We start from the raw sequence: 22,282 nt of genomic DNA on the forward strand, positions 1-22,282 counted from the left end.
GCCTGCGCGGCGAAGGTGCTGCGGGTGGAGGTCGTCGACGCGGGCGCCGGACAGCCCGCGCCGCGCACTCCGCACCGGGCCGGACGGCCGGGTGGGCACGGCACCGACTACGGAACAGACCCACATTTTACAGTCCCCCGCTGGTGTAGGCATCCCGCACCTGGGCTGACAAGGAAGTTTGGGCAGTACTAACCCACCTGACACCCCATCAGAACGAGCGTCAAATGAGCGTCACGAGCGTCATTTCAGCGTCAAGATATCGCCCGTAACGCCCACACCGCACATAATACGCACGAGCAAAACCGCAGGTCAGGAGCCCTTTGCGGCCAGTTCGAGGATGGCGACACACTCCACGTGGTGGGTCATCGGAAACATGTAGAGCCAAAAGCCGGTTAAAGAAAACTGCAGGTCAGAGACGCGTTCGGAGCGAAACGGACTCAAGGTCAATGTGCATTACGTGCGCCACGGGCGCTACGCGCAACCTCTCGACGCACGCCTATAGCCCTTCGACGGCCTGGAGGCCTCCACCAAGCGGGGCGAACACATCAGCGTGACCTTTTCCGAAATCGGGGTGGCCGCGCGAGCAGCGTGTCTTCATCGCTTCACGGCGAAAGGCACGCCAAGGCTGCGCAACGCGACCGCCAGGTCCACAAGTCACTCACCGCTGCTAGCGACGCCGACCTATCAGCGATCACCTCGGCAGCCGTGCTCGCCGAGGTGATCCACTCCCAGGTCGATGCCGCCGCGATAGGCGGACGCTCTCCCAACTACCTTTGCCCAGCTGGGCGGTCACGATCCTCACGCGAGATCGGACAACAACAGCTCCAGTTCCCTCTCCTCCTCGACACGAACACCGAGTTCGGCGACGGCCGCAGCGAGTGCGGGCTCCCAGGGAGTCTCCGTGGGGGTGCTGGCGAGCGGTGACAGTGGAGGTGAGGCGCAGCGGAGCACGGCGGCGCGGTAGTCCGCGGCCGTGTAGCGCCAGGGCCGCCACGGGACGCGGCGGCGAAGGACGCCGGCGATCCGGAGCCCGCCCCAGTCGAAGTCCCCGTGGTAGTACAGGGTCGCTCCGTGGGCGTGCAGCCCACGGAGCAGTGTGAGGGCGGCGGCGGAAGGCTGGCCTTGGAGGCAGACCAGGGGCGGGCAGGCAGGACCGAGCACGTCGGCCGCCGCCGCGAGGACGGTCGGATTCTCGCAGATTCGCACCATGGGAGCGGCGACGGCCGGAGGCTTGCGGGTGAGCTGGCGAAGGGTGAGCACGCAGGGTTCGCCTTCTTCGGCCAGGCGGTCCAGGGCTGGGGTGCCGCGCAGGTTCAGGGTCAGGACGGTCGAGGACAGCTCGTCCCGCAACAGTCCCACCGAGGCCCAGGCATCGCGTCGCCATTCGGCGCCCTGCCCCTCGTGGAAACCGGTCAGCGCACGAGCCCCGGACAGGGTAATGGTGGCCAGCGGTGTGCCGTCATCAAGGGCGTGAGCCCAGCCGAGGACCCGGGCAGCGAAGGCGGGTAGCGAGACGACTGGGACGGCGGGGAGTGCGCGCAGGGCGGTACACACCCCGGTGAGCAGACCGAACGTGACGTCTGGAGTGCGCCCCAGGCGCCGCGCCAGGCCGTCGGCGCGAATCCGGGCCGCCCACTCCGCAAGCGCAGGGACCGCAGCGACAAGCTCGTCGAGCGGCGTGTGCGCCCGCTTCCAGGCGTCCTCCTCCTCTTGGCGGGCTTCGACGAGCGATGTGACAGGCCCGGTGAGCGCCGCGACCGCGGCGGCGAGGCCATTCGGGCTTGCGCCCGAACGGCGCAGTACAGCGTCGACCGCTTCCAGCCGTACGGTCAGAGACCTGCCGCCACCGGGGGCCCGGGCGAGAAGTCGTTCGGCCGCCGCCCGCTGGGCCGGAGTGGGATCAGCCAGGGACACGGAACCAGTCAGGGGCTGCCCGGCCACCAGTCGTCGGCGCGCTCGTTCGACGAGCCAGGAGATGTCCGGTGTGCCGAGCAGCCGGGCGAGCCGCGGGCTGTCGACTGCTTCGGTGCCGGGCTCAGGCCCGTGGGTCAGTTCCACAGCGGCTCGGGCTCCTCTCCTCCGGGCGCGTCCTGGGGCGCGTGCCGTATGGGGTCCTCGCGGCGCTGCCGTCGCGTGCCGTCCCACTCCCAGCGGGTGACGAGGACCGCCGCCACCTCGTCGATCCGGGACAGCTGGGCGATGGCGATGCCGGGCACCTGCGGGTAGCAGGACCACTCCCGTTCGCTGGTCATGACCACATCGAGGTCGAAGGCGCTCAGCAGGCCGAGGCACTTGGCGCGGGAATCGTCGTCCACGCCGGCGAACGCCTCGTCGAGGGTGACCAGGCGGGGCGCGTGCGGGCTGCCCGCGCTGGCGTAGTGCGAGGAGGCGGCGGCGAACAGCGGTACGGACACGGCGAGGACGCGTTCGCCGCCGGAGGCGGGGCCGGTGGCGGGGACCCAGCGCCCGTGCTGGTGGCGTTCGACGCCGAATTCGTGCCAGGAGCGGTAGTCGAGCGCGGCAGTGAGGTGTTCGAGCCAGCTGCCCGAGCCGTCGTCGGACTGCTGGCGGGCGATCTGGGCCTGGAGGAACTCGCCCACCGCCGCGCGGTCCTCCGAAGTCCAGGCGTCCGCGGACTGGCGCAGCCTCTCGCGGGCTCGGGCCAGTCCGGACGGGGCCTTGCGCGAGGCCCGCCATACCAGCCGGAGTCTCATGCCGGTGGAGGTGGGACGGTCCTCCAGTTCGGCGTTCATGTCCCGCACCTGTCGTTCGGCGGCACCGATGAGTTCCTGGAGGGTGCCGGCGACCTCGGTGATCAGGTGAGTTTCGAGGATCTCGCGTTCGTGCGCGGACAGGATGCGGGTGAGCTCGCCGACCTCCGTGGCGAGCGCGTCGGCGAGTTCGGGTACGGCACGCTCGCGCCCCTGGTAGACGATGTCGACGACCACGCCGTCCTCGACCATGCGGGCGGACGCGCTGTGCCCGTGCCGGGACAGGGTGTCCTGCAGGGTCTTGAGTTCCTCGCTGAGTCGACGCTGGACGCGTTCCCAGGCGGCATCCGTGTCGTCGACGTTCGACAGGCCGGATTCGATGGCGCGGGCGAACGCGATGGCCGGGGTCGCAGCCCAGTGGCCGTTGTCCGAGGCGGGGACGGTGACCTCGGGCAGCGCGACCGCGACCAGGCCGGTGGCCGTGAAGCGCTGGAGGGCGGAGATGGCCTCCGCACGTGCGTCGACGGCTTCGGCGAGGTCCTTCTCCAGTTGCTCGATCCGCCCCTCGGCCCGGCTCGCCTCCCGGTCCGCCTGGGCGTGACGCTGCCGGGCATTCTTCTGGTCGGTCTCACAGATCCGCTGGGCCTCGGCGGTCTCGGCGAGGCGCCGTTCGAGTTCAGCGACGGCGGCGCCGACGGTGGAGCGCAGGGTCTGGTGGCGTTCGTCGGCCGCGGCCGCCTCGCGCACCGCCTCTTCAGCCCGCTGGGCGAGGTCTGCGACCCGCTCCTTCGCCTCGGCCGCCTCGGCACGCTCGTCGTCCACCTGCCGTGCGGCCTCCCCTTGTTCGCGCAGCGCGGGCCACAGAGCCGCCAGCGTGGCGGCGAGGGAGCCGAGGGCGTGACGCACGGCGGTGAGTCCGGCCCGATCTGCGGGCAATCCCAGATCAGTGGCGGCCTCGGCGAGTTCGGCGGCGGCCCGCTCGGCATGCTCAGCCGCCTCGGTGGCCTCGGTGGCGCGCTCTTCATACCGGGCACGAGCCTTGCGTACGGTCTCGGCGGCGGCGCTCACGAGCGCGTGCGCCCTGGTGAGCGACGACTCGTCGGGGACCTCGGCGAGCTCGGCGTCGAGCATGCGCCGGCGTGCCGCGATCGCCTGGGACCGAGCCGCGAGATTCTCCGATTCCTCGCGCAGGGAGACGAGTTCGATACCGAGCAGGGCGACGCGGGCCCGGCGCGCCGCCTCGCGCGCGCCTTCGCCGATGTACGTGGCGGCGGGCTTGGCCCATGTACCGGTGAGTGCGCCGACCCGAAAGCGCCCGTCGGGTGCCACCCATGTCGCGGCTTCTCCCCTGCCGTCGAGGCCGATGGCGGCGAGCAGCCGGGTCACCGTCACCTCATCCACAGCGGTGGCTCGTCGATCGCCGTGGTCCAGGGCCGGGCACAGCACATCCGCCAACGAAGGGCCGCTCACCGGCCCGTTCGACGGGGAGAGCAGGACATCGTGTCCGTCCACCGCCAGGACGGAGCCGTCTGGCAGCACCCAGGCGTCGAGGAGGCCGGAGGCTTCGAGCGCCGCTTCGAGCCCGGCGTGGTCGGCTTCAGGCAGTTCGTCACGGAAGTCGACCAGGCGCCAGAGCGGCGCGCCTGGCAGCGTCTCGCGCAGGCCGGGGGTGCGCGTCGCCGGGGGCTGGGGTTCGCTTCCGGTGCCGGCTTCCAGTGCGGCGAGATCGCGACGGGTCTCGGTGATGCGCTCTGCCAGCTCCGTGGTCTCACGGGCGGCTTCGGCCGCCTGGTCGGCGAGGTCCGCCGAGCGGGCGGTGTGCGCCCGGGTGGCCTCGACCCGCGCCGGGTAGGGACCGTCGAAGTGACGGGTCCACTCCTGGAGGTCGTCCAGGAGGCCCGTCTCGTCGGCGTAGGCCAACTCCTTCCAGGCGCGGGCGCTCTCGCGCACGTCGTCCAGGAGGGCCCGGCCCGCCCGCGCCGCGTTCTCCTCCGTCTCGCCGTGCGTCTCTGCGGCCAGTGCGAGGTCGGTCTCCGCCTCGTCGAGACGGCCCGCCGCCCGACGGTACGCGTCGGCGGCCTGCTCGGACGCTTCGAGGCGGCCCTCGACGTGGGCGAGCGCCCGCTGGGTGCGGGACGCGGCGTCCTCGACGGCTCGCTGCGATTCGGGCTCGGGCAGCATGACGTCCGCCGGCAGGACGACGTGCGCGGCGGCTGCCTGCTCCCGCGCGTGGGCGTACGTCACTTCGGCCCGGCCCCGTGCGGCGCGCAGCCGGTTGTCCGCGGTGCCGAGCCGCCCGAGCGCCTTGGTGTGGAGGGCGTCCGCCTGCTCCAGGTCCCCCCGCGCCCGGTCGGCCTCCTGCGTCGTTCGCAGCACGGCCTGCGCGGCGTGCTCCAGCTCTCGGGCGTCGCGCATCTCGGGCGCCTCGCGCAGCGCTTTCTCCTGGGCCCGCAAGCGTTCGCCGGTCTCAGCCAGGGAGCCGATCTCCTCTTCGGCTGCCGCTCGCTTCTCCACCGCGCCGGTGCGCCGCTCCTGCGCCTCTGCCAAATCTCGCTGTACGCGCTCGTAGCGGGAGTGCTCGGCGCGCGGAAGCCGGGCACGGCGCCGGGTGGCGATCCGGGCGTACCGCCTGTAGTACTCCAGGAAGGCGGCAGCGGCTCGCTCGGCGGCGGACGCGGCGGCCAGCTCGTCCTTCTCCTCGTCCAGGGAGCGGAACGCCTCGGCCACGTCGGCGATGACGGCCTGGTCCATGGGCGGCAGCGCCTCGGTGAGGGCGCGGGAGAGTGCGGCTTCGTTGGGCCGCTTGGAGAGCTGGGGCTGGCGCAGCTGGATGAGCAGGTCGATGAGGGCGGCGTACCGCTGCTCTCCGAGGCCGAAGAGTGCCTCGTCGACGGCCCTGCGGTACGCCTTGGCCTGGTCGTACACCAAGCCGTACCCCTCGACGGCCTCGGCGAGGCGGTCCCGGGACAGGGCCGTGCCGGTGGCGTCGAGGAGACGGAAGGTCCCCTCCGCGCGCTCCGTGGAGCCGTGGTCGACGCGTTGACGGGTGACGGCGTACCAGTGCCGGGCGATGCCCCGTCCGCTGACGGCCTTGAGCCCGCACAGCAGCGTACGGAAGTGCTGCTCGCCGGTCGTGTCGTCGAGCCTGCCGAACTCGACCCAGGCGTAGCCGAGCCGTTCGGAGTGCGGGTGCTCGCCACCGAGGAGGAGGTTCCATTCCATCCGCTTGCCCGGGTCGCCGTCGGGTTCGACTCGCCGCGGGCTGAGGTCGCCGTCGAGCAGGAACGGCAGAGTCAGGGCGAGCACCTTGGATTTGCCGGTGCCGTTGTTGCCGCGCAGCAACAGGCGTCCGTCCCGGAAGTGGAACTCCTCCACGTCGTAGTGGAACAGGTCGACGAGCCCGATGCGCAGGGGCTGCCAGCGGGAACGCCGCGGGGTGGGGAGGCGGGTCACGAGGTGGCCTTTCGCTGCGGAGGCACGGGGGCGGAGCCGGGTTCGCGGATGACGGTCTCGCCGACCGCGTACCGGGCGAGGGCGGGTCGCACCATGACCGCGTACGGATTACGGGAGACCAGGCCGAGCGCGGTGAGCCGGCCGAGGGCCTGTTCGACGAGCTCGGTCTCCATGCCTGGTTCCCGGGCGGACTTCGACCAGAAGCCGCCGTGCTGGGAGGCGAGTTCACGGACGCGGAGGGCAAGCTCGTCGAGAGCGACGGGGCCGTCTGCAGCGGCCAGGTGCTCGGCGATCAGCAGGGTGACGTGGCCGTGGGTGCCCTGCTCGGGCATGCGGACATCGGTGAGGTCGTCTTCGGGGTCGACCATGGCGATCCCCTCGGCGCGGACCTCGGCGACCAGCCCGGTCAGCTCGGTGATCCTAGCGGTGAGGAAGCCGCGCTGCCGGGTGAGGTAGCCGAGCTCCGCGTCGGTCAGGTCGTCGTAGTAGACCACCGGGTCGTCGAGCAACCTGCGAGTGAGTGAGCGGCGCATGGCGCGGAAACGCAGTTCGTCACTGTCCAGAGCGGTTTCGGCGACGAGTTCGGCGAGGCGGTCGTCGAGGGTTGCCGCAGAGATGGTGGAGGGGCCGCGGTGGGAGGCCAGTAGTCCGGCGAGGACGCGACGTTCTACGTCGTACAGGACATCCCCCGCTCCGCTGACGTAGGCATCTTCCTCGCCCGCGACCCGACGCAGCACGCCGAGGTCGAGCAGCAGCCGTACGACGGCGGCGAGGTCGAGGCGCTCGTCGCGGCGTTCCAGGGCGAACTCGATCCCCGTCGCGGCGAGTCGGGGATCGGCGGCGTCGAGGACGATCTGGTCGGCGAGGCGCCCGAGGGCGATCTGGGCCTCGCCGCGTTCGAGGGCGGCGAGCGCGAGACAGAGCAGAACGTAGCGGCGGCGGGTGAAGGGAGCGGCACCGCGGGTCGTGTCCCGCGCGGGGTGGGTGGGGTCGGTGAGGACACCGGGACTCTTGCGCAGCCGGGCGGCTTCGGTGTCCACCTGGAGTGCCCAGCCGGTGTTGCGGTCGAACCACTCCCGTAGTTCCGATGCATGCCGGCGGGCGAGGCGGAACTCGTCGGCGTACCGGCCGCGCGCGAGCAGAAGCGGCTGCTTGAGCAGGGTGCGGGCCGCTTTGCGCAGCTCGGCGGCGTGCTGGCCGTCCAGCACCTCGGCGAGTGGTGTGGTCATCGGCCGGGTTCTCCGTCCGTCAGGCCGTCTCCGCCCGCAGGACCGCGTCCCCCCATGAGGTCGACGATCTCGATGAGGTGGTCCGGGCCGCTGAAGACTCCGCCGGGGGTACGAACCTCGGCGGTCGTGCCGTCGGCGAGTGCGGTGAGTCTGATCTCCATGGAGCCGTCGTTGCTGGTGGCCGTGGTGTGCCGCATGCCGGGCCGCCACGTGGCCAGGGCGTCCCCGAGCAGCTGGAGGAACAGCCCGAAGGAGGCAGGGTCGAGCTCGCCGAGACCGGACAGGCGCGTGACGCCATGGGTGACGAGCCGGGCACGGGCGGCGGCCGTTTCGGCGGCCTGCTTGGCGGCGGTCTCGGCGAGCAGGCGCCGCCGCTCCTCCCGGTCCTCGACCTTGCGGGGCTTGCCACGCCGCTCGTAACTGCCGGTGCGGCGCAGTTGTGGGCTGATGCGCAACGGCTCGGCCTCGGCCCACGGGGTGGCGGCCGGGACGGGCCGCGCCGCGCGGGCGGCGAGGGTGTCGGCGTCGACGGTGAGGTGCCGGGCCGGATAGAGGCCGAAGGCGGCCCGCCACAGCCGGTGCCGGGCGTCGTCGTCAGGCGCCTCGGCGAACCAGCGCGCGAGCGTGCGAAAGTCGGCCGAGCGGTCGGAGCGGCCGGCCCGGCGTTCGTTCAGGGCTCGTACGACGGCCAGGAGCTGGGGAATCGCGCCGAGCGCCCGACTGCGCAGGAGCCTGGCCTGCGACTCGCGCCCGTCCCTGCTGATGAACCACGCGCCGAGCCCTGACCAGCGGGCGGCCCACCGCTCGTACACCTCCCGCTCCGCGTCCGGGGCCTCCTCCGGCGAAGCGTCGGCGGCCTCCCGCCCCGCAGCTGCCCGAAGCAGGGGCTCTACCCTCCCGTCCTCCTCCAGCTCCAGGATCAGCCGCGCGATCCGCCCGCCCAGCGTGATCAGATCCTGGATGAACCGCTCCAGGTACTGGATGAGCCGGTCTTTGTACGCGAGGAAGACCTCCTCCTCGACGTCGTGCAGGTCGATGGTCCGCTGGAGCGATCCCATGAAGGCCCGGGCATTGTCGGCGAGCGCGGCGAACCGGCTGGCCAGCGTGTCGAGCGCCAGATGAGTCTTGGCCGGATCCGGCTCCTCCTCGGCGGCCAGGACGAGAAGTGCCCGCAGCTGGGTGACGATGTCGTGCAGGGCCACAGCCTGGAGGGCGCCGCGGCGCCCGAGCGCCTCGTCGTAGGCGGACAGCGCCTCCTCGGCGGCCTCTCCCTCCCGGGTGAGCTGGTAGATGAATCGCTTCCGGTAGAAGTCTTCGACCGCGGTCACGCGGGCGGTGTCGGGGTCCGCCCGCAGGTTGCCCCAGCCGACGAGCTTGTCGAGCGCGCCGGCGACGGCGTCCAGCTCGGCGGGACGAATGTCCGCCGGCAGCGCGGTGTGCACCTCCTCGGGCCGCAGGTGGACCGCGAACCGTTCCTTGGCCATCAGGAACGCCCGCATCACGTGGCGGTAGAGCGGGGTGTTCGGCACGGTGAGGTGAGCGAAGGGGCCAAAGCCCGACGGCTCGGGAAGCGGGCCGGTGGAAGTGCTGGGGGCGGTGACGGTCATCGCCCGCCATTATCCCTGGGGCGCGGCGACCGCGGAGGGATACCGAAGTACCCAGCTGATTCACGCCGCCCTGATCGGCTCGGAAGGGCAGGGCGAAGCCTGAGCTCGCGGAAACTGTTCTCGATCACCACTGGCTGTATCCGGCCAGGGCATGGGCGGTCTGACCCGAACCCGGCCCTATGTCGGACACCGCCGATACCCTATGGCCCGTACGCACGCGACCAGCGCACGGCCTTCGGTAGATCTTCGAGGTGGGGACCAGAGTGAACGCAACGCCGCTGAGCCCGGACGATCCGGCCGAACTGGGCGGGTTCACGCTGCTGGGACGGATCGGCCACGGCGGCATGGGCCAGGTCTACCTCGGCGAGTCCGCTGCCGGTGAGGCCGTCGCGGTGAAGGTGATCAAACCCACGGTCGTCGACTCGGAGACCCGGCAGCGGTTCGCCCAGGAGATCGAGGTCCTCAAGACAATCTGGGGACCGCGCGTCGCCGCGTTCGTGAAGGCCGACACGGAGTCGGAGCAGCCGTGGCTCGCGACCGAGTACGTGGAGGGTCCCGACCTGCGTCGGCTCCTCGACACCCGGGGTGTCCTGTCGCCCCTGGCGGCCGCTTCGCTCGGAGCGACCCTTGCCGAAGCGCTTGCCGGAGTCCACAGCCAAGGGCTGCTGCACAGGGACCTCAAGCCGGCGAACATCCTGCTCGGCCCCAACGGCCCCAAGATCATCGACTTCGGCCTCGCCGTCTTCGCCGAGTCCAGCGCCTCCCTCACCGCGCCGAACATGGTGATGGGCACTCCTGCCTGCATGTCTCCGGAGCAGGCGAACGGGGAGAAGCCGCTGACGGCCCCGGTGGACGTGTACGCGCTCGGGGCGGTGCTGCTCTTCATGACCACGGGCCACTATCCGTACCAGGCCGATCACGTACAGGTGCTGTTCAGTCACATCGTCGACCCCGACAAGGCCCCTGACCTGTCGGGAGCCCCCGAGGAACTGGTAGGCCTCCTGTCGTCCATGCTCCGATACGCGCAGCAGGACCGTCCGACGATGGACGAGGTCGTCACCCAGTGCGTGGCGGTCATCAAGGCGCACGGGGCGACCGTGGCCCAGGCCCGACGGCAACTGGCCTCCCTCACCACGGTCGCGTACGAACCGCCGGGGCCCTCCCCCGTACCGGCTCCCGCCCCGCCGCTCACGGATGCCGAGGCCTTCGCCGAGGTGTCGACTCTCCTGGCACCGAACCCGGCGGCCGTGGCGCCGACCGTACCGCTGCAGCAGCCCGCCACCCCCGCCCACCTGCCGGGCTACACCCCGACGGTAGCGGTGACCCCCCAGGAGACCGAGTCCACGGCCGAAGCCGCGCCGCAGCCCACGCCCGCGTCGCCTGCCGGCCCGCGCCGTTCCGCCGCCGCGCTCCGGATCGCGGCACAGTTGCGGGAGACGTACGCGCCGACAGCGCCGTTCTGAGCGGACCGGCAGGCAGCGAGACGCCGGGGCGGGCCGGACAGAGGTGACCATCGCCCCTTGTCCCGGGCCGTGGCCCGCACAAAGGTCTACACAGTTCAGCAGCTATCAGGAGGTACCGCGGGTGACCGCCCAGCAGTCCAGTCGGCAGTCCAGCGGGCAGCCCGTTCCGAGCACCGGTACGAGTCTCCCGCCCGGCGCCCAGATCGTCGTACGCGACGAGGAATGGCTGGTCAAGAACGTCACCCGGACCGATCATGACGGCGACCGCATCGAGGCCGTCGGGATCTCCGAGTTCGTCCGCGATCAGGAGGCCGTCTTCTTCACAGACCTGGAGCGCACCCGCGAGGGCGCGCCCGGCATCGAGCTGATGGACCCCGCCAAGACCACGCTGATCAGCGACGACTCGCCGAACTTCCGCCGTAGCCGGCTCTTCCTCGAAGCGATTCTCCGCAAGACCCCGCTGCCCCAGTCCGAGCGCGGTCTGGCCCTCGCCGACAGCTTCCTGCTCGACTCGCTCCCCTACCAGCAGCGGCCCGCGCAGCTCGCGCTCTCGGGTCGGAACCTGCGCCCCCGCATGCTGATCGCGGACGTCGTCGGCCTCGGCAAGACCCTGGAGATCGGGCTCACCCTCGCGGAGCTGATCCGCCGCGGCCGCGGTGAGCGGATCCTCGTCGTGACCCCGCAGCACGTTCTGGAGCAGTTCCAGCACGAGTTGTGGACGCGGTTCGCGACACGTACGTCGTGCAGAAGCTGCGGAGTGAACGCGAGCTCGATCAGGTCGGTGAGCCATCCCGCCGCGAGAGCACGCGACTCCTCAATGGCACGTTCCGCTCCTATACCGCGCAGCCCGGCGAACACGCCATGGTCGATGGTCACCACCAGCAGCGCATCGCTCTGGGCCTCGGCGAACAGATCCTCGTGCCCCAGGTCGAGCCACCAGGTGTCCAGCGTCTCCTTGTCCTTACCCCGCCCCAGGCTCTCACCCTTGGAAACAAAGCCCAGCGCTGTCCACATGCCGCTGAGCTCGTAGTCGCGCCGGCACTTGGCACGGATACCGAGCCGATGAGCATGCCGCGCGCGGATCGCGTCGATCAGCTCACGAGCGACACCCTTACCTCGGTGTTCCTCAGCCACACACAAGTGAGCCAGCCGCACATACAGACTCCGCTTGGGCAGCCCGAAGAGCGCATAGCCGACCACCTCCTCGCCATCCACCGCCACCAGCAGGGCGTTGTCCTCGGCGTGCTTACGGTAGGCAGGCGGCGTGAGCAGACCCAGATACTTGGTGTATTGGTCGCCCAAAGCGATAACCGCGTCCAGCAGCTCCGCCTGTTCCTCAGATACCGGCAGCACTCTGATCGCCATGTTCCCCCTCCGATTCGCTCAACCGACAATGCCCCCAGGACGGCATACTGCCGAACAGGGTCACTGCCGAGCCACTGATTGATCAAAACCGGCTAACTGGCGTGAACTTGCCTGCTCTTGTCACCTTCGGCGGGCGGTGGTGAGTCTCGCGCCTGGCGGCGGCCTGACCGGCATCTGCAGTTCCTCACCGGCGGCAGCCATGGCCCACTTCAACGCGGCGCTCGCATACATGGCTCTACGGAGGTCTGTCCTCCGGGCCAATACGCACCCCCCGGCGGTCACTCATGGGCAGAATCAGCAAGCTGGTTGACCAACACCGTTCTTCTCCATGGCCACGTGGACGCCGCTCCTACGCTCGCCGTCATGCGCGAAGTCGAGTACCGGAGCATCGGGGTTCCGTTGGAGGAGTATGAACTCACCCGCGGAGACCATCGCCGCCAGAAGCGGAGCGAGGCGATCAGCGAGTCGGTTCGGCTTCAGGTCGAGGAGGACATCCTCAAATGCCGGACGGACCCGGCGAGAGCGGAGCGTGGCCGCCAGGCGTTCGAGAACGTCGCGAAGCTGATGCAGTCCTTCAAGAAGGCTGACCACGAGATCATGCGGTGGCGTGTCCGACTGTATTGCGGCCACATCATGGAGATGGAGGCGCATTACACATACACCGACCCGCTATCCGCCGGGTCATATGGCAGGCGATGCTCTGAGTGTGGGGGAGACCGGCAAACGATCGTGGCCTTCGAGCCCATCGGGCTACGTGGCTCGCTATCGAAGACAGCAGAACGCCTACCTCCGCCGCCCCCGAAGAACCCGACACGACCCGACCTCGAGCAACGTGTGAAGAGCTTGGGGAAGGAGAACGAACGCTTGCGCACGAAGCTCAGCGGCTGAAGGCCCCGAGCGAAGCCACTGGCCTTCTCGCCGGCAGCATGTAGAGGCGAATTGACGGCAAAGTAAAGATCGCCGCCCGCCCGGAGATCCACTTGATGGCAGCATGCAGCTGCCGTAGTTCGCTTCGAGTCGAAGGTGGGCCCATTGGAACGGCAAGTCAACGAGCGGCAGCTCTCGGTACTGCAGTGGGTGGGAGCCGGGTGCCCCGTCGGCGTGTGGGAAACCAGCTCCTACAAGACCACATGCCAGGCACTGCAGAACCGGGGCCTGGTCACGGTCTCCCGGAAGGGCGGCCACTGGAGCGTCGCCCTGACGACCGCTGGCCAGTATTACCTGGCGCACGGCACCTACCCTCCCCGCAGGTCTCGCCCGCGGAAGACCCAGGCCGCGATTCCGCAACCGCCGCCCACCCGAGCCCAGGAAACGCCGGCAGCCGGGCAAAAGCCAAGCCCTCCCCCACAGCCTCGCGTGACGTTCACGGAGCGGCTGCTGCAAGAGCTCGCGGAAGCTGGCGGCCGGATCGTCAAGAGCGGCAGCGGCCCGGACTTAGAGAAGTGGCCCTCCCGCGTCGCCGCGGCACGCAGGTCCGGAAGGGTCCCGGAGACGAAGGAGCTGTACGGGGGTTGGTGCCGTGGCGGCTATGAAATCGAGCTCGTCGACATTCCCGCCTGGCGCCTTGCAGCCCTCGAACCCGTCCCCGTACCGTCGCGGCTCGCGCGGCCGCACACCGTGGTGCGGGCCATGCAGAACGAACCCCAGCCGCTGGGCCTGACCAAGCCGGTCCAAGGACGCGCCCTCAGGCATATCCAGGCGCTGATCACCGCCACCGAGAACGCAGGACACTCCAGTGCGGCAGGGCAGACCGGCTCCGCGCCCCCGCCCCATCGCCGCCGCACGGCGTCTCCCCACTTCACCATCACCGCACAGGGACAGGCTGTGGGGTTCCTCGTCCTCCAGGAGCAGGACCGGACCGAGCACGTCGCTACCGAGAAGGAACTCGCCGACCCCAAGAAGAACTCCTGGATCAGGATCCCCCGCTTCGACTACACCCCATCCGAACGCCTCCGCTTCGTTCTCAGTGGCGGCCAGCCGCGCCGGGCGAGCGAATGGGCCGACACCCCCAGCCGCTCCCTCGAAGACCAGCTCGCCGAGATCGCGCAGGAGGTCACGCTTCGGGGGGAAGCTGCCGAACGCAGGCGTCTCGACGAGATTGAAGCGGCCCGCCAGAAGCGCATCCGCTGGGAAGCCGCCATGGAAGAAGCACGCGTCCAGTACGCCGAGGCGTACCGCGTCAGACACTTCGAAGCGCAGGAAGCAGCATGGCGCCACGCCACCCAACTAACGGAGTACGTGAGCGCCGTTCGCACGCAAGTCGAGACCATGCCACCGGGGCAGGCCCGAACCGAATCCGAGGTGTGGATCGACTGGGCGGCAGCCACCGCAGAGCGCCTCGATCCGCTGAGCACGCCACCTCGACTGCCCGACATCCCCGAACCACGAGCCGACGACCTGAAGCCCTTCCTCGGGCACTGGAGCCCGTACGGCCCCTGAGACGAGATCCACCCGACATCCGCCGCAGCATCACTGAACGTCATGGCCGAGAAGCGAAGGTGCGGGACTGGCCAAACGCTCGGCAGCCGACCTCACCAACCCACTGCGGCGGCCACCTCCACATGGGCCAGTGCCCCGGCCGGCCGACACCCTCGAACCATGCATGACGACCCATCAGGCAACGCGTCGTTCGTGCGTCAAACGTGCGTCAAACGTGCGTCAGATATGCATCAGATATCGCCCGTAACGCACGTAACGCCCATAATGCACACTCGGAGAAACAGCACGTCAGCGCCCCTTCTCGGCAGGCTCGAGGATCGCCACGCACTCCACATGATGCGTCATCGGAAACAGGTCGAACGCCCGCAGCGTCCGGACCCGGTAGCCCCCCTCGCGGAAGTACGCCAGGTCGCGGGCCAGGGCCGCCGGGTCGCAGGCGACGTAGGCGATGCGGCGGGCGCCCAGGCCCGACAGGTGCTTGATCGTGGCCCTGCCCGCACCCGCGCGCGGGGGGTCGAGGACGATGAGGTCGGTCTCGGTGATGCCGGTGCGCGGGAGGATCTGGTCGACCTTGCCGTGCTCGATGCGGACGCGGTCCAGGTCCTTGAGGTTGTGCCGGGCGTCCTCGACGGCGCGCTTGCCGGACTCGATGCCGAGGACCGCGCCCTTCTCGCCGATGCGCTGGCCGATGGCGCCGGCGAACAGGCCGACGCCGCAGTAGAGGTCGAGGGCGGTGTCGCCCTTGCGGGGCAGGAGGCCCTGCATGACGGCGCGGACGAGGGTGTCGGCGGCCTGGGGGTGGACCTGCCAGAAGCCGCCGGAGCCGACGCGGTAGGTGCGGTCGTCGGCGCGTTCGCGGACGAAGGCGCGGCCGTGCACCCGGTGGACGCCGCCGTCGCGTTCGTCGACGCGCATCACCGAGACGGGCTTGTCGAGTGCGACGAGGGGCAGGCGGGCGCCGGGCCTCGGGGTGAGGATGACCTGGCGGTCGTGGGAGCCGGTGGCGGCGATGGCCTCCACCGAGGCCATGCCGGGCCATTCCCGCTTCTCGATGCCGAGTTCGGTGACGCCGGGGGCGGCGATCAGGCAGCGCTCGACGGGCTCCACGTCGTGGGAGCGGTGCTTGCGCAGGCCGACGCGGCCGTCCTCGTCGATGGCGTACTGGACCCGGGTGCGCCAGGCCGGCACCTGGCCCGCCGGAAGCTTGTCGCCCTCGGCCGGGACGACGGTGCCGTCCCAGCCCGCCTCCTCGGGGGTGAGGCCGGCCAGGCGCCGGAGCTGTTCGGCGATCACCTCGCCCTTGAGCCTGCGCTGCGCGCCGGGCTTGGCGTGCTGCCAGTCGCAGCCGCCGCACTTGCCGGGGCCCGCGTACGGGCAGGGCGCCTCGACGCGGTCCTTGGACGGTTCGAGGATGCGTACGGCGTCGGCGCGCAGGAAACGGGAGTCGCTCGCGCCCTCGGTGACCCGGGCGACGACCTTCTCGCCGGGGAGCGTGTGGCGTACGAAGAGGACCCGGCCCTCCTCGGTGCGGGCGATGCAGTGGCCGCCGTGCGCGACGGGGCCGACCTCGACCTCGTACTCCTCCCCGACCAGCGACGACGTGGGTTCGTTCTGCATGACGGGGTGACTCCAGGTTTCGGGGCGGGACAGCCGGACGACGACCTGCGGCTCGGCCGGACGACGACCCACGAGTCTACGTCGGTGTCGTCCGGCCGTTCACCACGCACGCGCCGGGGAGCCGGCGGGGCCCCGGCCCGGGTTCCGGTCAGTCCTTGTTCGCGGGCTCCTTGGGCCTGCGTTCCACGGGTCCGCGGCGCACCGCGCCCGGCGCGTTCCACTCGGCGCGCTTCCTGGCCCGCAGCTTCGCCGCCTCGGAGGACTCCAGCTGGTACGGCACCGAGGTCACCATCACGCCCGGGGTGAACAGCAGCCGTCCCTTGAGACGCAGGGCGCTCTGGTTGTGGAGGAAGTGCTCGTACCAGTGGCCGACCACGTACTCGGGGATGTACACGCTGACCACGTCGCGCGGGCTCTCCCGGCGCAGGTTCTTCACGTAGTCGATGACCGGGCGGGTCACCTCGCGGTACGGGGAGTCGAGGATCTTCAGCGGGATGTCGATGCCGCGTCGCTCCCAGTCCTCCCTGAGGGCCTTGGTCTCGGCCGGGTCGACGCTGATGGAGAGCGCCTCCAGCTTGCCCGAGCGGATCAGCTTGGCGTAGGCGAGGGCGCGCAGGGTGGGCCGGTGCAGCTTGGAGACCAGGACGATCGAGTGGACCCGGGAGGGCCGCATCTTCTCGTCGGCCGGGGTCTCGTCGGCCGCGATCTCCTCGGCCACGCGGTCGTAGTGCCTGCGGATGGCCGTCATCGTCGCGTAGAAGATCACCATGCCGAGCAGGGCGACCCAGGCGCCGTGGGTGAACTTGGTGGCGAGCACGACGACGAGCACCGTGCCGGTCAGGAAGGCGCCGAAGGTGTTGATCGCGCGGGAGCGCATCATGCGGCGGCGCTTCGCCTGGTCCTTCTCCGTCTTCAGGTGGCGGTTCCAATGCCTGACCATGCCGATCTGGCTGAGGGTGAAGGAGACGAACACGCCGACGATGTAGAGCTGGATGAGCCGGGTCGAGTCCGCGCCGTAGACCCAGGTCAGCAGGATCGCCGCGCCGGCGAGCAGCACGATGCCGTTGGAGAAGGCGAGCCGGTCGCCGCGGGTGTGGAGCTGGCGGGGCAGGTAGCGGTCCTGGGCGAGGATCGAGCCGAGCACCGGGAAGCCGTTGAACGCGGTGTTGGCAGCCAGGAAGAGCACGAGGGCGGTGGCCGCGGCCAGGACGACGAAGAAGAACGTGCCGTCGCCGAACACGGCCGCCGCGACCTGCGAGATCACCGGGTCCTGGACGTAGTCGGCGCCGACCGGGACTCCGTTGTGGATCAGGTCCCGGGCCGGGTTCTCGGCCATCTTCACGTCGGTGGCCATGGCCAGGCCGATGATGCCGCAGAACATCGTGACGGCCAGCAGGCCCATCATCGCGAGCGTCGTCGCGGCGTTCCGGCTCTTCGGCTTGCGGAAGGCGGGCACGCCGTTGCTGATCGCCTCGACACCGGTGAGCGCGGCACAGCCGGAGGAGAAGGCCCGCAGCAGCAGGAAGACCAGCGCGAAACCGGCCAGTCCCTCGTGCTCGGCCCTGATCTCGAAACCGGAGGTCGGGGCGTGCATGGTGTCCCCGAGGGCCAGGCCCCGGAACGCACCCCAGATGATCATGATGAAGACGCCCGCCACGAAGAGATACGTGGGGATGGCGAAGAGCTTGCCCGACTCCTTGACGCCGCGCAGGTTCATCAGTGTGAGCAGCACGATGGCCGTGATCGCGGCCGCCGTCTTGTGCTCGACGACGAACGGGATCGCGGACCCCAGGTTCTCCACCCCGGAGGCGATCGACACGGCGACGGTCAGCACGTAGTCGACGAGCAGTGCGCTGGCCACGGTGAGCCCCGCCTTGGGCCCGAGATTGGTGGTGGCGACCTCGTAGTCGCCACCACCGCTCGGGTAGGCGTGCACGTTCTGCCGGTACGACGCCACGACCGTGAACATCAGGACGACGACGGCGAGCGCGATCCAGGGGCTGAATTGATAGGCCGACACGCCCGCGATGGACAGCACCAGCAGGACTTCGCCGGGTGCGTACGCCACCGAGGACAGCGGGTCGGATGCGAAGACAGGAAGTGCGATGCGCTTGGGGAGGAGCGTTTCCCCCAGCTTGTCGCTGCGCAGCGCCCGTCCGATCAAAATCCGTTTGGGCAGGTCGGTCAGTTTGGACACGCAGAGGATCGTAAGCGTTCCGTATGGAAGTCGCAGAACTGTGGGTGCCGTGGCCCGCCATTTCCCTGCGCTCAGCCGAAACCGCCACGAAATCCTTAACGAAATCCTTGCACTCCCGCATCGGAAACTGCACCGGGGGACTACGCACAGGAAGTGCGCACCGGCACTGCACGGGGCCCGGGGCGCTCCGTACGAGCAGCCCCGCAAGCCCCCGCACCGGCGCCGACGTCCGTGTGCTCAGGCGCCCTGGAACAGAGCGCTGTAGCCATTGAGCGCGGGCTGACCTCCGAGATGTGCGTAAAGAACGGTGGAATCCCGCGGGATTTCGCCGCGTGACACGAGATCGATCGCACCCGCCATCGATTTCCCTTCGTACACGGGGTCGGTGATCATTCCTTCGGTACGGGCGGCGAGCCGCATCGCGTCGAGCGTGGTGTCGTCGGGAATGCCGTACGTGCCCGCGTGGTAACGCGCGTCCAGTTCGATGTCGTCCACGGTGATCTCCCGGCGCACGCCGATGAGCCGTGCGGTGGCCGCGGCGATCCGGGCGATCTGCTCCCGGGTGCGCGTGGGGTCGGCGGAGGCGTCGATGCCGAGCACGCGTCGTGGCCGGCCGCCCGCCTCTTCGAGCGCGGCGAATCCCGCGACCATGCCGGCCTGGGTGGAACCGGTCACCGAGCAGACGACCACCGTGTCGAAGAAGACGCCGAGCGCGCGTTCCTGCTCGGCGACCTCGTACGCCCAGTTCGCGAAGCCGAGTCCGCCGAGCGGATGGTCGGAGGCTCCGGCGGGGATGGCGTACGGCCTGCCGCCGTCCTCCTCGACCTCGCGCAGCGCCCGCTCCCAGCTCTCCTTGACGCCGATGCCGAAACCGGCGCGTACCAGGCGCACGTCGGCCCCGGCCAGGCGGCTGATCAGGATGTTGCCGACCTTGTCGTAGACGGCGTCGGGCCAGTCGACCCAGCTCTCCTGGACGAGTACGCACTTGAGGCCGGTGCGGGCGGCGACCGCCGCGACCTGGCGAGTGTGGTTGGACTGGACGCCGCCGATGGAGACGAGGGTGTCGCAGCCCCGCGCGAGCGCGTCGGCCACGAGGTATTCGAGCTTGCGGGTCTTGTTGCCGCCGTAGGCGATGCCGGAGTTGCAGTCCTCCCGCTTGGCCCAGACGTCGGCGCCGCCGAGGTGGTCGGTGAGCCGGTCGAGGCGGTGTATGGGCGAGGGGCCGAAGAGGAGAGGGTGACGGTCGTACGAGGAGAGCGAGGCGACAGGGGCGGACGGGGACGGGTGAGCGGCGGTCGGCGACTGGGGCGACGGGGACTGGGGTGCTGCGGGCATCACGGAGGCTCCCTCGGTCGGGTCGGTGCTGGGCTCGGAGCGGGGTTGCGATCGGCTTCCGGGGTGGTGGTCGGCTCGCTGGGGACGGGGCAGGGGACGACCGGCTGTCGACGCCGGGGACGGTGGTCGGACGCCCTGCTGGGGCGTACGGGTACTGGCTCGTGCGGGTACTGGTACGGAGGCGTGCGGGTGCTGGCACGTACTGGCACCGGGGCGTACGGGTCTCGCGGGCGCCGGTGCTGCGGGCTGCGGGCTGCGGGCTGCGGGCTGCGGGCTGGAAGCGCCTACGCGGAGCACTCCTCGGACGGGTCGTCGGCGAGTTCTTCGAGTGCCCGCCAGATCTCGGCCGTGATCCGGACCGCCGCGTCGGTGTCGCGCGCCGCGCACGCCTCGATCAGCCGGTCGTGCAGTTCCGCCGAGCCGTGCGCCGCGCTCGCCGTGCCGAACTGCCTCCACTCCAACCGCCGGATCAAAGGCGTGTAGCGCTCGACGGTGGCGGCCACGGCACAGTTGTCGCAGGCGATGACGAGCACGTCGTGGAGCCGGTCGTCGGCGCGCAGCGCCTCCGCCACGTCGCCTCGGCGCGCCGCGTCCCGGAACGCGTCGTTCGCCTCGCGCATCGCGGCGAGGTCCGCGTCCGTGAGACGGGACACGGCGGTCCGGGCGGCCAGTTCGTGCATGGCCCGTACGACGGCCGCCGCGTCCCGGACGTCGCGCGGGACCAGGCGGGTCACCCGCGTATAGCTCTGGGGCTTGGACTCCACGAGCCCCTCGCCGGAGAGCCGGGACAGCGCCTCGCGGACCGGGGCCCGGGACAGCCCGAGACGTTCGGCGAGGTCCGCGTCCCGTACGGGGGTGCCGGGCGGGATCTCGCCACGCACGATCGCGTCACGGATCGCCTCGTACGCCGTTTCCCGCAACAACGTCCGTCGGACAGGACGCAGGGTCCGCAAGGTCTCCATGAACTGACATGTTAGATGTCTGTCCTGGCCGAGCTCAAGGGTCGCAAGAAGGACGGCCCCGAAGAACCCGTATCCGCGGGCGACGAGGGTCCGCAGGAAGCCCGAGCAGCCGGTGCGTACATGACGTCGCGGCGCCGCCGTGGTGTATGTGCCCGCTCCCCCGGGGATGTGCCCGCCCCGTCCGAACACGCTTGCCTCGTGCGAATGCCCCTGCCCACGGGTGCACCGCTCTCACGGACGGGCTCCCGACTTGACAGGGTGGCCGGAACCGACCGCTCCGCCGACACGGCGCGATGGCCGGAACCGGGCGCTCTCCCCGGCCTCCGTCGCGGACGCGTCGAAAGCGCGGCCGGATGGGGCTTCGCGCTTCCCGCCGCATAAGCTCATCCTGGGCAACGGGACGGACCGTTGCCCCGTTGTTTTGCCCGGCAAGCTGAGGAAGAAGTGTGAGCAGGGTGTTTTCGCAGGTCAGCCGGATGACCAGGACTGCGAGGTAGGCACAAGGTGCACATCGTCATCATGGGCTGCGGGCGAGTGGGAGCCGCTCTCGCGCAGACCCTGGAGCAGCAGGGGCACACGGTCGCCGTCGTCGATCGGGACCCCACGGCGTTCCGGCGTCTCGGGTCGGGCTTCGGTGGGCGGCGCGTCACCGGTGTGGGCTTCGATCAGGACACCCTCCGTGAGGCCGGGATCGAGGAAGCCGGCGCGTTCGCCGCGGTGAGCAGCGGTGACAACTCGAACATCATCGCCGCCCGGGTGGCCCGCGAGATGTTCGGCATCGAGAACGTCGCGGCGCGGATCTACGACCCTCGGCGCGCCGAGGTCTACCAGCGTCTGGGCATCCCCACGGTCGCCACCGTGCGCTGGACCGCGGACCAGATGCTGCGGCGGTTGCTGCCGTCGGGCGCCGAGCCGCTGTGGCGCGACCCGAGCGGTGGCGTACAGCTGGCGGAGGTGCACACCACCCCGTCCTGGATCGGTCACAAGATCAGCACCCTTCAGGAGGAGACGGGTGTCCGCGTGGCCTTCCTCACCCGTTTGGGCGAAGCCATACTGCCCAGCTCTCAGACGGTGCTGCAGGAGGGCGACCTCGTCCACGTGATGATGCGTACGGACGAGATCGCGAAGGTCGAGGCGGCCTTCGCCGAAGGGCCCGAGGAGGGCGGTCACTGATGCGTGTCGCGATTGCCGGTGCCGGCGCGGTGGGCCGTTCCATCGCCGGCGAACTGCTGGAGAACGGGCACGAGGTGCTGCTCATCGACAAGGCGCCGACGGCCATCTCGGTGGAGCGGGTGCCGATGGCGGAGTGGCTGCTGGCCGACGCCTGCGAGATCACCTCGCTCGACGAGGCGGCCCTCCAGCGCTGCAACGTCGTGATCGCCGCGACCGGCGACGACAAGGTGAACCTCGTCGTCTCGCTGCTCGCGAAGACCGAGTACGGCGTGCCGAGGGTCGTCGCCCGGGTCAACAACCCCAAGAACGAATGGCTGTTCAACGAGGCGTGGGGGGTCGACGTGGCGGTCTCCACGCCTCGTCTGATGTCGGCCCTGGTCGAGGAGGCGGTGAGCGTCGGTGATCTGGTGCGGCTGCTGCGCTTCAGCCACGGCGACGCCAACCTGGTCGAGCTGACGCTGCCTCCGGAGTCGGCGCTGGCCGGCACCCAGGTCGGCGAGGTGGCCTGGCCCGAGGACACCTCGCTGGTCACCATCATCCGCGGGCAGCGGGTGCTGACGCCGAGCATGGAGGAGACGCTGGAGGCCGGTGACGAGCTGCTGTTCGTGGCCGCGCAGGCCCGCGAGGAGCAGTTGGAGGACCTGCTGTCGGTGCGTCGGGGCGACTCGGAGGACTGACGCGGCGCGCACACGGGCGGTACGCCGAGGGCCCGGAACCTGTTCCATGGTTCC

Annotated in this window: 13 protein-coding genes and 3 pseudogenes; 7 read left to right on the forward strand and 9 right to left on the reverse strand. The window is 70.3% G+C overall.

Annotated elements, in window-relative coordinates; translation table 11 throughout:
- Positions 1 to 192, forward strand: a pseudogene (locus AMK22_RS42430) (hypothetical protein); the annotation flags it as partial.
- Positions 193 to 798: 606 nt separating this feature from the next.
- Here the strand turns inward: AMK22_RS42430 and AMK22_RS28820 are convergent.
- Genes AMK22_RS28820 through AMK22_RS28835 form a run of 4 tightly spaced genes read right to left on the reverse strand, consistent with a single transcriptional unit; the run spans position 799 to position 9,000 of the window.
- Positions 799 to 2,058: a TIGR02679 family protein gene (locus AMK22_RS28820; RefSeq protein WP_199883342.1), complete on the reverse strand. Its 1,260-nt coding sequence runs from the start codon at positions 2,056 to 2,058 to the stop codon at positions 799 to 801.
- Positions 2,049 to 6,164: a TIGR02680 family protein gene (locus AMK22_RS28825; protein ID WP_073789812.1), complete on the reverse strand. Its 4,116-nt coding sequence runs from the start codon at positions 6,162 to 6,164 to the stop codon at positions 2,049 to 2,051. The genes AMK22_RS28820 and AMK22_RS28825 overlap by 10 nt, the downstream gene beginning before the upstream one ends.
- Complete coding sequence (locus tag AMK22_RS28830; RefSeq protein ID WP_073789814.1) at positions 6,161 to 7,393, reverse strand: TIGR02678 family protein; 1,233 nt, start codon at positions 7,391 to 7,393, stop codon at positions 6,161 to 6,163. The genes AMK22_RS28825 and AMK22_RS28830 overlap by 4 nt, the downstream gene beginning before the upstream one ends.
- A complete protein-coding gene (locus AMK22_RS28835) occupies positions 7,390 to 9,000 on the reverse strand; it encodes a TIGR02677 family protein (RefSeq protein WP_073789816.1) in 1,611 nt (536 codons plus the stop codon). The genes AMK22_RS28830 and AMK22_RS28835 overlap by 4 nt, the downstream gene beginning before the upstream one ends.
- A gap of 263 nt (positions 9,001 to 9,263) precedes the next feature.
- On the opposite strand from AMK22_RS28835, the gene AMK22_RS28840 reads away from it, so the two are divergent.
- Together AMK22_RS28840 and AMK22_RS28845 are read left to right on the forward strand one after the other, a co-directional pair.
- Complete coding sequence (locus AMK22_RS28840) at positions 9,264 to 10,463, forward strand: serine/threonine-protein kinase (protein ID WP_073789818.1); 1,200 nt, start codon at positions 9,264 to 9,266, stop codon at positions 10,461 to 10,463.
- 121 nt (positions 10,464 to 10,584) lie between these two features.
- Positions 10,585 to 11,193: pseudogene (locus AMK22_RS28845) on the forward strand (helicase); the annotation flags it as partial.
- Between the two features lie 308 nt (positions 11,194 to 11,501).
- Here AMK22_RS28845 and AMK22_RS41200 read toward each other — a convergent pair.
- Positions 11,502 to 11,828 (reverse strand): annotated as a pseudogene (locus tag AMK22_RS41200) (GNAT family N-acetyltransferase); the annotation flags it as partial.
- Positions 11,829 to 12,191: 363 nt separating this feature from the next.
- Between AMK22_RS41200 and AMK22_RS28855 the strand changes: the two are divergent.
- The gene (locus AMK22_RS28855; RefSeq protein ID WP_143203602.1) at positions 12,192 to 12,716 is read left to right on the forward strand and encodes a hypothetical protein; all 525 of its coding nucleotides are present in this window, start codon (positions 12,192 to 12,194) and stop codon (positions 12,714 to 12,716) included.
- A gap of 135 nt (positions 12,717 to 12,851) precedes the next feature.
- Positions 12,852 to 14,267 (forward strand): hypothetical protein, encoded by a 1,416-nt coding sequence (locus tag AMK22_RS41205; RefSeq protein WP_242434170.1) that lies wholly within the window; start codon positions 12,852 to 12,854, stop codon positions 14,265 to 14,267.
- 288 nt (positions 14,268 to 14,555) lie between these two features.
- On the opposite strand, the gene AMK22_RS28865 is transcribed toward AMK22_RS41205, so the two are convergent.
- From AMK22_RS28865 to AMK22_RS28880, 4 genes are all read right to left on the reverse strand, one after another.
- Entirely contained in the window at positions 14,556 to 15,884 is a 1,329-nt protein-coding gene (locus AMK22_RS28865) for a class I SAM-dependent RNA methyltransferase (protein WP_073789822.1), read from the reverse strand.
- 148 nt (positions 15,885 to 16,032) lie between these two features.
- Positions 16,033 to 18,081, reverse strand: coding sequence for an APC family permease (locus AMK22_RS28870; RefSeq protein WP_073789824.1), 2,049 nt, complete (start codon positions 18,079 to 18,081; stop codon positions 16,033 to 16,035).
- A 237-nt stretch (positions 18,082 to 18,318) separates the two neighbouring features.
- Entirely contained in the window at positions 18,319 to 19,416 is a 1,098-nt protein-coding gene (locus AMK22_RS28875) for a 1-aminocyclopropane-1-carboxylate deaminase (RefSeq protein ID WP_073789825.1), read from the reverse strand.
- Between the two features lie 284 nt (positions 19,417 to 19,700).
- Positions 19,701 to 20,369: a GntR family transcriptional regulator gene (locus AMK22_RS28880; protein ID WP_107430660.1), complete on the reverse strand. Its 669-nt coding sequence runs from the start codon at positions 20,367 to 20,369 to the stop codon at positions 19,701 to 19,703.
- Positions 20,370 to 20,882: 513 nt separating this feature from the next.
- Between AMK22_RS28880 and AMK22_RS28885 the strand changes: the two genes are divergently transcribed.
- Both AMK22_RS28885 and AMK22_RS28890 read left to right on the forward strand, forming a co-directional pair.
- A complete protein-coding gene (locus AMK22_RS28885; RefSeq protein ID WP_073789829.1) occupies positions 20,883 to 21,551 on the forward strand; it encodes a potassium channel family protein in 669 nt (222 codons plus the stop codon).
- Positions 21,551 to 22,228, forward strand: coding sequence for a potassium channel family protein (locus AMK22_RS28890; protein ID WP_073789831.1), 678 nt, complete (start codon positions 21,551 to 21,553; stop codon positions 22,226 to 22,228). Before AMK22_RS28885 ends, AMK22_RS28890 begins: the two co-directional genes overlap by 1 nt.
- Positions 22,229 to 22,282 lie beyond the last annotated feature (54 nt).

Source organism: Streptomyces sp. CB01580 (assembly GCF_001905795.1).
Classification (GTDB): domain Bacteria; phylum Actinomycetota; class Actinomycetes; order Streptomycetales; family Streptomycetaceae; genus Streptomyces.